The 12,623-nt window shown below is 36.6% G+C and carries 12 protein-coding genes, 1 pseudogene and 1 other annotated feature; of the genes and pseudogenes, 12 read left to right on the top strand and 1 reads right to left on the bottom strand.

What is annotated here, in order from left to right; all coding sequences use genetic code 11:
• Window positions 1–154: 154 nt before the first annotated feature.
• The 8 genes and pseudogenes from fliD (at window position 155) to MKY81_RS20540 (ending at window position 7,693) form a co-directional block, all read left to right on the top strand.
• Complete coding sequence (fliD, locus tag MKY81_RS20575) at window positions 155–2,281, top strand: flagellar filament capping protein FliD (protein WP_341118689.1); 2,127 nt, start codon at window positions 155–157, stop codon at window positions 2,279–2,281.
• A 25-nt stretch (window positions 2,282–2,306) separates the two neighbouring features.
• Entirely contained in the window at window positions 2,307–2,711 is a 405-nt protein-coding gene (fliS, locus tag MKY81_RS20570; RefSeq protein WP_327990799.1) for a flagellar export chaperone FliS, read from the top strand.
• Window positions 2,711–3,058, top strand: coding sequence for a flagellar protein FliT (locus MKY81_RS20565; protein WP_327990797.1), 348 nt, complete (start codon window positions 2,711–2,713; stop codon window positions 3,056–3,058). The genes fliS and MKY81_RS20565 overlap by 1 nt, the downstream gene beginning before the upstream one ends.
• Before the next feature lie 351 nt (window positions 3,059–3,409).
• The gene (locus tag MKY81_RS20560) at window positions 3,410–4,132 is read left to right on the top strand and encodes an Rpn family recombination-promoting nuclease/putative transposase (RefSeq protein ID WP_341118687.1); all 723 of its coding nucleotides are present in this window, start codon (window positions 3,410–3,412) and stop codon (window positions 4,130–4,132) included.
• A 73-nt stretch (window positions 4,133–4,205) separates the two neighbouring features.
• Window positions 4,206–4,473, top strand: a binding site (T-box leader).
• A gap of 65 nt (window positions 4,474–4,538) precedes the next feature.
• Window positions 4,539–5,380: pseudogene (locus MKY81_RS20555) on the top strand (SAM hydrolase/SAM-dependent halogenase family protein).
• A gap of 88 nt (window positions 5,381–5,468) precedes the next feature.
• The gene (gene flaG, locus MKY81_RS20550; protein ID WP_066235718.1) at window positions 5,469–5,828 is read left to right on the top strand and encodes a flagellar protein FlaG; all 360 of its coding nucleotides are present in this window, start codon (window positions 5,469–5,471) and stop codon (window positions 5,826–5,828) included.
• A 129-nt stretch (window positions 5,829–5,957) separates the two neighbouring features.
• On the top strand, window positions 5,958–6,227 hold the full coding sequence (locus tag MKY81_RS20545) for a late competence development ComFB family protein (RefSeq protein WP_084347933.1): 270 nt from the start codon (window positions 5,958–5,960) through the stop codon (window positions 6,225–6,227).
• Between the two features lie 164 nt (window positions 6,228–6,391).
• Window positions 6,392–7,693 (top strand): globin-coupled sensor protein, encoded by a 1,302-nt coding sequence (locus MKY81_RS20540; RefSeq protein WP_108070134.1) that lies wholly within the window; start codon window positions 6,392–6,394, stop codon window positions 7,691–7,693.
• A 45-nt stretch (window positions 7,694–7,738) separates the two neighbouring features.
• On the opposite strand, the gene MKY81_RS20535 is transcribed toward MKY81_RS20540, so the two are convergent.
• Complete coding sequence (locus MKY81_RS20535; protein ID WP_407716576.1) at window positions 7,739–7,990, bottom strand: hypothetical protein; 252 nt, start codon at window positions 7,988–7,990, stop codon at window positions 7,739–7,741.
• Between the two features lie 166 nt (window positions 7,991–8,156).
• Here MKY81_RS20535 and MKY81_RS20530 point away from each other — a divergent pair, with 166 nt between their 5' ends.
• The 4 genes from MKY81_RS20530 (at window position 8,157) to MKY81_RS20515 (ending at window position 12,594) form a co-directional block, all read left to right on the top strand.
• On the top strand, window positions 8,157–9,149 hold the full coding sequence (locus MKY81_RS20530) for a phosphotransferase enzyme family protein (RefSeq protein WP_066228291.1): 993 nt from the start codon (window positions 8,157–8,159) through the stop codon (window positions 9,147–9,149).
• A 147-nt stretch (window positions 9,150–9,296) separates the two neighbouring features.
• Window positions 9,297–9,845 (top strand): ribosome hibernation-promoting factor, HPF/YfiA family, encoded by a 549-nt coding sequence (hpf, locus tag MKY81_RS20525; RefSeq protein WP_108070132.1) that lies wholly within the window; start codon window positions 9,297–9,299, stop codon window positions 9,843–9,845.
• A gap of 73 nt (window positions 9,846–9,918) precedes the next feature.
• Window positions 9,919–10,368, top strand: a complete 450-nt coding sequence (locus MKY81_RS20520) for an Lrp/AsnC family transcriptional regulator (RefSeq protein ID WP_108070130.1) — start codon at window positions 9,919–9,921, stop codon at window positions 10,366–10,368.
• 615 nt (window positions 10,369–10,983) lie between these two features.
• Window positions 10,984–12,594: a gamma-glutamyltransferase family protein gene (locus MKY81_RS20515; protein WP_066228300.1), complete on the top strand. Its 1,611-nt coding sequence runs from the start codon at window positions 10,984–10,986 to the stop codon at window positions 12,592–12,594.
• The last annotated feature ends 29 nt before the right edge of the window (window positions 12,595–12,623 follow it).

Below are 12,623 nucleotides of genomic sequence, written 5' to 3'. Positions count from 1 at the left end.
CATAGGAAACTTGTTTTTATTGAAAACGAGTTTTTTATGATTTTTTTAATTCAAGTCATTCCCGAAAACAAACAAATCCATCCTAAACATTCACAAAAAACTACCGATATAAATAATAGAAGAAAAGACTTTACAGATTAGGGAGTGAAACCAAATGGTTCGTATAAGCGGATTGGCCAGCGGCATGGACATCGACCAAATGGTAAAGGATTTAATGAAGGTAGAACGTATGCCTTTAGATAAATTAAAGCAAAAACAGCAAACCCTTGAATGGCAACGGGATGATTATCGTTCATTGAATACATTGTTTTTTAATTTTCGACAAACATTAACAAATATGAAATTAACGCCAGCATATCGTGCGAGAAGTACCGTTTCAACGAATGATCAATTTCTGACAGCCACTGCTTCAAGTGCAGCTGCGATGTCATCGTACTCAATTTCGAAAGTGAAACAGTTGGCAACGGCTGCCACAAAAGTAAACACAGGGAAGATATCTTCTGGCACAGAAAAAGTAGATATAAATCAAAGTATAATGAGTCAAGCAGGTAAACTTAGTGGACTTACATGGGAACAAGGTGTTGTTGAATCAAAGTCTATTAGTGTATCAGAAGATGGGACTGAACTGAAATTTCCATTGGATGGAGCAAACCTAAAAGATATTAACAACATGAATATTAAAGTCGATGGGAAAACCTATAAACTTGTAACTGACCCTAATGCAGTTCTAGCCGACAATGAAGTTCGTGTCTCTGTATCTGATACTGGTACCGATGGGGTTCTTACATTTAAATCATTAAAAAAAGGAAGCAACGTAAAAATTGACTATGTTGCCGATAAAAAAATAGAAAAAACAACTATATCAGATCAAACAACAGGGTTTCAGTTAAACCATGGAGCAATTGTTACTGATTCCAACTTTTCTATCGTTTTAAATAATAAAACGTTTAAACTTGACGAAAATGGAACTGACTTAATAGAAGTAGATGCATCAGGTAATCCAGCCTCCTCAGGATTGAAACTTGGCACATTAGATAAAGAAACAGGGAAAGTTACATTTAGTGATGCTTATAAAGAAGAACTAAAAAAAGAAGCTGAGGAAAAACGAGCTGCTGAAAATTTAGGTGAGAAGGATACAGTAAGTTTTGATGTTTCCACAACCTATCAACAAAACTACACAAGTTTTAAGGTGGCTACATCTACCTCTCAATATCCTAATGGAGTTGAGGAAAACTTTTTTGTTCAAGGAAACGATTCTTTAAGTAAAGTTATGACAAATGTTAATAATTCCAATGTGGGTGTTTCACTGTTCTATGATTCTTTTTCCGATCAAATGACGTTAACACGTACGGAAACAGGAAACTTTAACGGAGATGAAACAGTTCAAGAAATTTCAACCTCAGGTAATTTTATTGATACCGTATTGAAATTTGGTGGAGCTGCTGAAACAGGCGGTACAAACGCAAAATTCAACATTAATGGTCTAGATACTGAAAGAACATCCAATACTTTTGAAATGAATGGCGTCACATTTACACTGAAGAAAACTTTCGATACTGCCGAAAGTGTATCTATCAAGAACGACTCTTCCAAAGTCTTTGATAATATCAAAGCGTTCGTCGATGAATACAATAAATTAATAGATACGGTGAATAAAAAAATCTCAGAAGATAGATACAGAGATTATGGTCCTCTAACAGACGAACAACGTGAGCAGCTTTCCGATAAACAGCAAGAAATGTGGGAAGAAAAAGCGAAAAGTGGTCTGCTTAAAGGGGATACAATGCTTTCGGGTGCACTTACTCAAATGCGGATGTCAATGTATCAGCCGGTTGATAATGCAAATGTCGCCTTTGCTTTTAAACAATTGGCTGCAATCGGAATTAAAACAACGGCGAATTATTTAGAAGGTGGAAAGCTTGAAATTGATGAAGCTGCACTGAAAAAAGCGATTGAAGATGATCCGACATCTGTAGAAAATCTATTCAGAGGTACAGGAGATACAACTTCCTCCAAAGGGATTGTCCAACGACTCTATGATGATGTCTCAACAACAATTAATAAATTAAATGATCGCGCCGGAAAAGCATATTCCACAAACCAGCAATTTACAATAGGAAGAAATTTAGATGATGTAGCTAAAAAAATAACATCCTTTACCGATCGATTAAAACAAATCGAGGATCGTTATTACCGTCAATTTTCAGCAATGGAATCGGCTATTCAAAAATCAAACAACCAAATGAATTACCTATTACAGCAATTTAGTAGTGGACAGTAAATTTACTAGAAAGGAATGGGAGAGTATGGCAATGTCCAATCCCTATCAAACGTACCAAAAGAACTCTGTCACAACAGCATCGCCAGGAGAGTTAACATTAATGCTTTATAATGGCTGCTTAAAATTTACGAATCTCGCAAAAGTAGCGATTAAGCAAAAAAATATCGAAGAGAAAAATAAATACATCCTAAAAGCTCAGAATATTATTCAAGAGCTAATGGTTACATTGAATATGGATTTAGAAGTTTCAAAAAATATGATGTCACTTTATGACTATATCCATTATCAATTAATTCAAGCGAATATTAAAAATGACATCGCTGCTCTTGAGGAAGTAGAAGAGTTTGTTACGGAGTTTCGTGATACATGGAAACAGGTTATCCAATTAAATCGTCAGCAGCAGTATGGGGTTCAAGGTGGCAAAGCATAATGAATCCGATTCAGGAATGCTGTAACCTTACTAAGGAATTGATCGAGTTTTTAAGAAATAATAATGATGCCGATCGGGATAATGTGATTCAAAAAGTCGAACATTTTCTCGTAAAACGCGAATCACTACTTGAGGATATCAAGCCACCTTTTTCAGCTGAAGATCAATTATTAGGTGAAAGATTGATCTTATTGGGAAAGCAACTAAATCTACTATTGATGAATGTAAAACAAGAAATTCAAAAAGATTTGAATGGATTAAATAAAAAAAAGAAATCGATGAATCAATATGCGAATCCATATGCAAATATTCAAAATGACGGTTTTTTCTATGATAAAAGAAAATAAATGAAAAATAGGACCATCAACTGATGGTTCTTATTTTTTTTAAAGCTTGAAAAATGTATAAAAAAATATAGAACATACGTTTTGGTTTGTGATATAATAAAAAAAAGGACATTTAAACCTTCCACATTAAAGTTCTAAATCTACAAAGACAATTCTTCATGAAAAAACTTAAACTATTCACCAAACAATCACCGATTAGTTTACTTACTAATTTCCACCTAACACTTTTACAAGATTTTTGCGGAAAACATATGGAAAATTTGAATCACATCAATTGAAACAATAAGGCATCGCTCTGTTATCTAAAATCGCATTGAAAAAGATTCGATAACGAAAGGATGATGAACCAATATGGAAACGAATTATATGATTAATCGATCAATTTATTATTGGTCAGGTGTTTATCGTTCTAATTTACAGAAAAGAATGGCCTATCGGGAATTACGAACGGTCATTGCAATAAATATTTTAAATTTTGATCTTCTTAACGATACAAAAAGATTTCATACCTCATTCCATTTATATGAGGATAAAGATTTTTTCAAACTTACTAATATGATGGAATTTCACTTTGTGGAAATGCCGAAGCTAATTAATGAATGGAAACAAGGGAAATTAGATCCATGGAATGATTTATTGGCCAGGTGGTTGCTTCTGTTAGGGATTGTTGATAGTCGGACCGATACGTTCTACGAGGATATTTATAATGAATTGGAGGCGATTGCGATGAAAGATGATGTGTTAAAGTCTGCATTTAAAAATTGGGATTATTTAAGCGCAACCCAAGAGGAACGACTTGCATATGAGGCGAGGCTGAAACATGTTCTGGATGAAGAAGCAGCCATTCGTGAGGCTGAATTAAGAGAAAAAGAAGCACTGGAGAGAGGCCTGCAAAAAGGTATACAGCAAGGAATGAAACAAGGAATTGAACAAGGTATCGAACAAGGCCAATTAGAAAAAGCAAAAGAAATAGCTCAAAAAATGCTTAAAAAAGGGCTTGATATTGAAAGTGTTATGGAATTAACAGGACTTTCGAGTGATGCCATTGAAATATTAAAAAGGAACATAGATTAATTCGCAAAAAACAACTTGCTAATTTTTATTACTCCTCTTATAATAACTTTAATATTCAATCAATTCCCATAAATTAAAAACTACGAAGAGAAAAGTAAGATTTAATCATTTTTTTAAAGAGAGCTTCGGGAGCTGAAAAGAAGCAAAAAATGGAAATCTGAAAAATGGCCTCTGAGTTTCGTGCTGAACGTATCAATCGATATTAGTAGGTTCCGACGAGAGTTGGTACTCGTTATCCATACCACAGTATAAAAGTGTAAGCTTGAGTACTTGTCGAGGCTGTATGTGTGAGCATGCAGTAAAGTAAGGTGGTACCACGTTGATTCAACCACGTCCTTATCGTTAATGATGGGGGCGTGGTTTTTTATTTTGTTTTAAATTTATTAAAGCCAGGGAGGATAACAGCATGGGTAAGAATTTAGTGATTCAAACAGATTTTGGTACAAGTGATGGGGCAGTTAGTGCAACGTATGGAGTGGCCATTTCTGTTGATCCGGATCTTCGGATTTTTGATCTAACACATGATATTCCACAATATAATATTTGGGAAGGCTCTTATCGTCTCTACCAAACCATCACGTATTGGCCAGCGGAAACGGTCTTTGTTTCCGTCGTTGATCCGGGAGTGGGATCAGATCGTTTAAGCATTGTCGCTAAAACGGTGGATAATCAATATATTGTTTCACCTGATAACGGGACACTCACACATATTAAAAAACAGATTGGTATTAAAGAGGCGAGAGTGATTGATGAAACGGTCAATAGATTGCCCAAGTCGGGCGAATCATACACATTCCACGGTCGTGATGTCTATGCCTATACGGGCGCACGCTTAGCGGCAAATGTAATCACGTTTGAACAGGTAGGACCTAAAATCGATGTGAAGCAAATTGTTGAATTACCGAACACAAAGGCTAGCCTCAATAAGGGGGTGATTTCCGGAACAATTGATATTCTAGATGTTCGCTTCGGGAATCTTTGGACGAATATAAGTCGTGAATTATTTAAAAGCGGAGTATTGAATACGGAACATCATTAGAAGTGACGATCTCTAATAATCGACATCAAGTGTATAAAAACAAAATGACATTTGGTCGTTGTTTCGCGGATAGTCGGCTAGGAGAACCATTGCTTTATGTAAATTCTTTAGACAAAATAGGCGTTGCTCTTAACCAAGGATCTTTTGCAAAAGCTTATCATATTTCGACCGGGGCGAATTGGAAAATTAGTATTCGCAAAATAATGTAATAATTGCAGAAAAACTAGCCAAAAGTACTAAACATTCCCATTGACAAACCGATATAAAAAATAAAAGGGTTGTAAGGGGTGAGAGGAAATGATTGATAGACTTGGAGGACAGGCGCTACCTGCAGCAACAATAACTACTACAGTCCAAGGAGATACGGATAATAGTAACCTTGCAGAATCGACGCAATCCAGGCATACAGAAGAAATGAAAGTGGAAGTGGTGCCAAAGGATAAACTCGAAAAAATAATTGATAGTATGAATGAGTTTGTTGCTGCATCAAACACTCATTTAAAATTCGAATTTCATGATAAATTAAATGAGTATTATGTAACAGTAGTTGATGACACAACACAGGAAGTCGTTAAAGAAATTCCTTCAAAGAAAATGCTCGATATGTATGCGGCAATGACTGAATTTCTTGGCGTTATGGTAGATAAAAAAATATAATAAATACATATATGTTTTCCTAGTTAATCCAGTATATGAAATAATTAAAACTATGATAAAATGAGTGTAGCCACCTGGAGTAGGTGGTTTTAATTATGTTTTTAATAATGATCTCATGGGGGACATATTATGCCTGTGTTCAATGTGATGGAGGAAATTGTAAGAAATGCAATTGATGAACATAAAGATCAGTTGAATTTAACATGTGCTTGTGAAAATTGTTTAGACGATATTTTAGCACTTTCATTAAATCGGTTACCTCCGAAATATATCGTGAATCCAAATACGAGTCCATTTGTTCGGGCTGCATATACAGCCGATCGACAAGGCGCGGCGAACATAATTAGCACCGTTTTTCAGGCAGCGGAAATCGTATCGAAAAATCCGCGGCATATATGATGTATTAAGGAATTTTTGAAGTATAGTATTTATGTAGTTTTGTTATTATTTTTCAGATAAATAATAGGTACTTAGTATTGTTCAAATAATACGAGCACCTGCAGAAGAAATCAACAACCTAATTTAACATTGCCTTAACAAAAATAAGATCTAAGAGGTGGCCAATGAATTGGTTCAGTAAAAAAACAATAAATGAACAACCTGTTCTTGAGAAAGATGAGCAACTAATCTCGATAAACATTAAAGATCATGAAGTAAACAAACAGATGCAAATGATTCGTTTTACAGAGGGAGATTTACGCATCGCAGCATCTATAAAATATATTGTTGATCAAAACATTGAAAAGATCGTTGATGATTTTTATGATGCAATCGGTCATCAGGCAAATTTAATGAACATCATCAATCAGTATAGTAGCATCGACCGGCTGCGACAAACATTAAAACGCCATATAAGTGAAATGTTTGTTGGAGTTATTGATGATGGCTTTATCGAAAAGCGGAAAACGATAGCTGTTGTTCATTTACATATTGGGTTAGAACCTAAATGGTATTTAGGGGCATTTCAAAATCTATTGTATTCCTTAATTGAACTCATTGAAGAACATGTAGAATCAAAAGCTAGGGTAATTGAAATCATAAAAAGCATTTCAAAACTTCTTAACTTTGAACAACAAATTGTTCTTGAAACATATGATAAAGAATATCAAAAAGTCCGCAAGCAGCATGAAGAACAAAAGAAAATTATTGAGCAGCAAGTGGCCCAAGTATCTGAAACGCTTTCTCAATTTTCGACCCAAACCAATGATTTTATGAATCAACTAAATTTACAATCTGCTGAAATGCTGTCCATTGCTAGTCAAAATGTTGAAGTAGCAAAACTTATGTCTGCGGAAGCAAGTATTAGTAAAGAAAAATTAAGTCAAGAACTACAATTAATCAATAATATTGAAGCAAGTACTCTAAATATCAATGAACGGGTTAAAGAGCTTAAGAAAGCATCGGATCAAGTTCATTCCATCATTTCCATTATTACGAGTGTTGCTGAACAAACAAACTTATTAGCATTAAATGCAGCAATCGAATCTGCAAGGGCTGGCGAGTATGGAAAGGGATTTTCGGTCGTTGCTGGTGAAGTAAGAAAATTAGCCGAAGAAACAAAAAAATCAATCGGTAATATTTCTACATTAATCGAAAGCATAAAAAGTCAAATTGAGAATGTAACAATTTCGATCGGAGATGTGACAGAACTTACAAAGGAAAGTTCAAAAGAGATCACTAATATGGACTCATTCTTTGATAAAATTTTACAAGCAGCAGATGAAAATAAACATCATAGTGATCGAACTAAAATTGAGCTAACGCAAACGTCGGAAATTATTCAACAAGTGACAAACCTTATGGAACAAATTGCTATTTCTTCTGACGATTTAAAGGAGCTTTCACAAAGATTTAATACAAATTAAATAGGAGGTATCCAAATTTGGATACCTCTTTTTACTATAAAGGATCTACCAGAAGAACCCTGGGTAGCCATATCCATACGGATAGCCGCCGTAAAGGGCAGGAGCTAGCAAGGCAGATCCTGCAAGTCCTCCGAGAACTCCGCCTAAAAATGGTCCACCGAAAAATGGTCTGCCCCACGGACGACCGAACCCCCATGGACGACCAAATCCCCAAGGGCGTCCCCAAATTCGTTGATCATTGGCATTGTATTGATACTCATTCCAATTTGGCATTTGATGATAATACTCAGGATGCATCACATTTCCTCCTCTTTTATTTATAAACGCTTTCCCTAAAGGATATGAAAATTACACAAAGAGGGTTTGGGTGAATATCCCACTTTATGAAAAATAAAAAAATACAGAAAACTAGTTAAGAGTATGCTATAATTTTTTCCAAATAGGACAAATGGGGGATATGGGAGTGGAACAATTTGTAGAGAATCTCTTTACTCAAGACGTTATCGAAAACATATTAAATCGATTTAATCTAGATCATTCCTATAAAAAATTAGGTGATTTTGAAAATTATGTGTTCGAAGTGTATGAGCTGGGTAAGCCTAAAATATTGCGGATAACACATAGTTCGCATCGTTCCAAACAGGAATTGGAATCTGAGTTAGACTGGATTCAATATTTGAATCGTTGCGGAATTAGCATACCAAATGTTTTACTTTCACCTGACGAAAAAACAGTAGAGGAATTTACGGTTGAGAACTCCTCTTTTTTTGCCAGTCTTTTTGAAAAAGCATCCGGTGATCCGATTACATTAGATGATTCCATTTTCAATGAAAAGTTGTTCTATAAATGGGGGAAAATGATCGGGAAGATGCATCGCCACACGAAAGAGTATCAGCCTTCGGAAGGAATTGTTCCAAGACAACACTGGGATTCCGCCGATCTACTTGATTTTGAAAAATATTACTCAAATGAGGAGTTACTTGAACATACAAGGAATGTCGTGGGAAAAATTCAGCAATTAGCGAAAAGCAAAGATAATTATGGATTAATTCATTCTGATATTCATCAAGGGAATTTTTTCTATGATGGTAATACGATACATGTTTTTGATTTCGATGATGCAAGCTATCATTATTTTGCTTCCGACATTGCTATTCCGCTTTATTATGCGACGAATTCAAAGCATTTTTATAGTACGAGGGATGAACGAAATCGGTTTGCTAAAAAATTTTTAACCGCTTTTCTCGACGGATACGAAGAGGAAAATAAATTTTTTAGTGACTGGATCGAAATGATACCTTTATTTTTACAACTTCGAGACAGTGAATTATATGCAGTTTTTAATAAAAAAGTTGCTCCCGAGGAACGAAATGATCGTGTAAAACATTGGATGAAGGAAATTAAACAACGGATGGAAGAGAATGTAGCCATTGTCGATATAGACTTTTTGACATAATTCTCAAATTCGACAAAAAACTTTTCGTTTTAAGCAGGAATATGATGGGCTATAATAGAAATATATAAACATAGTATTTATAATAGGAGGCAGTTTCCAATGTTTAAGCAAATGGAAGCGGCATCCATATAATGAGGAGGAGTCCATATGATGAACTACAACATACGTGGCGAGAACATTGAGGTAACTCCAGCAATTAGAGAATACACAGAGAAAAAAGTAAGTAAATTAGAACGATATTTTACAGAAGTACCTGAAGCAAATGTACATGTTAATCTTAAAGTGTATCAAGATAAATCATCTAAAGTTGAAATTACCATTCCCCTCCCGCAATTAGTCCTAAGGGCAGAGGAAATTAATAACGATATGTATGCAGCAATTGACTTAATTGTTGACAAGCTCGAACGACAAATTCGTAAACATAAAACGAAAGTCAATCGTAAATTCCGAGAAAAAGGAAATGCAATGGAATTTTTCTCAAACGGTGAAAGCCAAGCGGAATCCGACGATGATCTTGAGTTTGAAGTTGTTCGTACAAAGCAATTTGATTTGAAACCGATGGATAGTGAAGAAGCGGTTCTTCAGATGAACATGCTTGGACATAATTTCTTCGTCTTCACCGATGCAGAATCAAATAACACAAACATCGTATATCGTCGAAAAGATGGGAAATATGGTTTAATCGAAACGAAATAGTGATCTGACAATAAGGTGAGTACCTACAGTTGTAGTGTCTCGCCTTTCTTTTTCCTTAAAAGTGGGTGATAAAATGAAGTTGGATGATATTGATCGAAAAATTCTTCAAATTTTAACAGAAAACGGGCGTGCATCCTATGTAGATATTGGCAAGGAATTAAACTTGTCCCGTGTAGCAGTTCGCGAGCGAGTACATCAATTAATGAATAATGGCGTAATCGAAAAATTTACTGTTGTGATTAACTCAGAAAAAATTGGAAAGCACGTATCCGCGTTTTTTGAAGTGGATTGTGAACCAGCTTTTTTAGTTCAAGTTGCACAAGCTCTTGCAGATAATCCAAGTGTAGCCAGTTGCTATCAAATGACAGGTCCTAGCACATTACATATGCATGTTTTAGTCGACGACTTTATTGCTTTGGAAAATTTCATCAACAATGAATTGTATGCGTTAGACGGGATAACAAGAGTTGAAAGTAATATTTTATTAAGGCGATTTAAAAGCCGAAATGGATTGAAGCTTTAAGTGAAACAACTGCATGCTAAGAGTGGAATTTGAGTTCGTAATCCTGGAGCCTGAGACCAAGTGAACGAATCCGCTGGATGCGAGAAGATGAGGACGGGAAATCCAAGTGGACGAATCCGCCGGATGCGGGAAGATAAGGATGGATGCACCCTGCTCAAGTGGACGAATCTGCTGGATGCGGGAAGATAAGGATGGATGAAACCTGCCCAAGTGGACGAATCCGCCGGATACGGGAAGATAAGGATAGATGAACCCTGCTCAAGTGGACGAATCTGCTGGATGCGGGAAGATAAGGAAGGATGAACCCTGCTCAAGTGGACGAATCCGTCAGATACGGGAAGATAAGGCCAGGAAAACCATATTCAAGTGAACGAATCCTCGAAATAAACCCTAAAAATGACATAGCGTGCTAGTTACTAAAATGCGCTTAATCCGAACCGGGCATCTTTTTTGCTCGGTTTTTCTTATTAAAAAAATTTATTGTAGAATAAAATGAAAATTTTCTATATAATCGTAATTAATTAAAAAATAATTCCGTTTGTAAATTATTTTTACAAAAAAGACTAACAAATGTTAATCAAAAAGGATTATTTGTTTTCAAGGAGGGAATAGAAGGTGAAATTGGATCATTTGTATCAGCCATATTCTTCGGTTCGTAACACAATATTTGCGAAAAATGGAATGGTGGCGACATCGCAGCCATTGGCAGCTCAGGCTGGACTTAGTATTCTTCGAAAAGGCGGAAATGCGATTGATGCGGCAATTGCCACGGCGGCCGCTTTAACGGTAGTTGAACCAACTTCAAACGGAATTGGTGGGGACGCATTTGCACTCGTTTGGACGAATGGGAAGTTGCATGGATTAAATGGGAGCGGTCCGGCACCTAAGTCCATTTCTATCGATGACATCAAGGCGAGAGGACATGAAAAAATGCCAACATACGGTGTCATTCCGATTACCGTTCCTGGTGCACCAGCTGCTTGGGTCGAGCTATCAAAGAAGTTCGGCAAACTGCCGCTGCAAGATGTACTCCAACCAGCGATTCGCTATGCGGAGGACGGCTATCCGCTCACACCAATATTAGGGAAAAATTGGATGGCGACCTATAAACGTTTCAAAGAAATTTTCAAAGGGGAAGAATACCAGCCTTGGTTTGACACATTTGCACCGAATGGAAATGCCCCTCTTATAGGTGATATTTGGCGTTCACCTGGTCATGCTGCCACATTACAATCAATTGCAGAGACAGATGGGGAAAGTTTTTACCGTGGAGAATTAGCTGAAAAAATTGCAGATTATATTCAGAAATATGATGGATTTTTATCAAAAGAGGATTTGGCTGATTTCAAAGCGGAATGGGTCGAACCGATTTCTACTCACTATCGCGGCTATGATGTATGGGAAATTCCACCGAATGGGCAAGGGCTGGTAGCATTAATGGCCTTAAATATTGCGCGCGGCTTTGATTTTACCGAAAAAGAAACGGTCGAGACATATCATAAACAAATTGAAGCGATGAAGCTTGCATTTACTGATGGGAAAGCTTTTATTACTGATCAAAGACATATGAAACTTACGACAGAACATTTATTATCAGAAGAGTATGCAAGAACGAGACGTGAATTGATTGAAGACATGGCATTAGTCCCTGATCCATATAAGCCGCCAAGTGGAGGTACCGTGTATTTGGCTGCCGCGGATGGGGAGGGTAACATGGTTTCCTTTATTCAAAGTAATTATATGGGATTCGGTTCGGGAATTGTTATCCCTGGAACAGGCATTGCTTTGCAAAATCGTGGACATGATTTTTCTTTAGATCCGGAGCATTCCAATGCTTTACAGCCTGGGAAGAAAACCTATCATACGATTATTCCTGGTTTTCTCACAAAAGATAATCAAGCTGTTGGCCCATTCGGCGTCATGGGTGGTTATATGCAGCCGCAGGGACATTTTCAAGTAGTCATGAATACGGTCGATTTTCATTTGAATCCTCAAGCTGCCTTGGATGCCCCGCGTTGGCAATGGATAGAAGGGAAGAAAATTGTTGTCGAAGCGAATTTTCCAAACCATCTCGTGCAGGCATTGATTCGTTTAGGTCATCAAATCGAAATTGCTCCTGATACTGGCGGTTTTGGCAGGGGGCAAATTATTTGGCGAAATCCTGAAACGGGTGTTTTAATGGGAGGGACAGAATCTAGAACAGATGGATCGATTGCTGCTTGGTAGTGAATAGGATTGGTTCGATCAAATATGGT

The sequence above is a fragment of the Heyndrickxia sp. FSL W8-0423 genome, from assembly GCF_038009395.1.
GTDB classification, from domain to species: Bacteria; Bacillota; Bacilli; order Bacillales; family Bacillaceae_C; genus Heyndrickxia; species Heyndrickxia sporothermodurans.
This window is presented reverse-complemented; position numbering and strand designations above follow the sequence as displayed.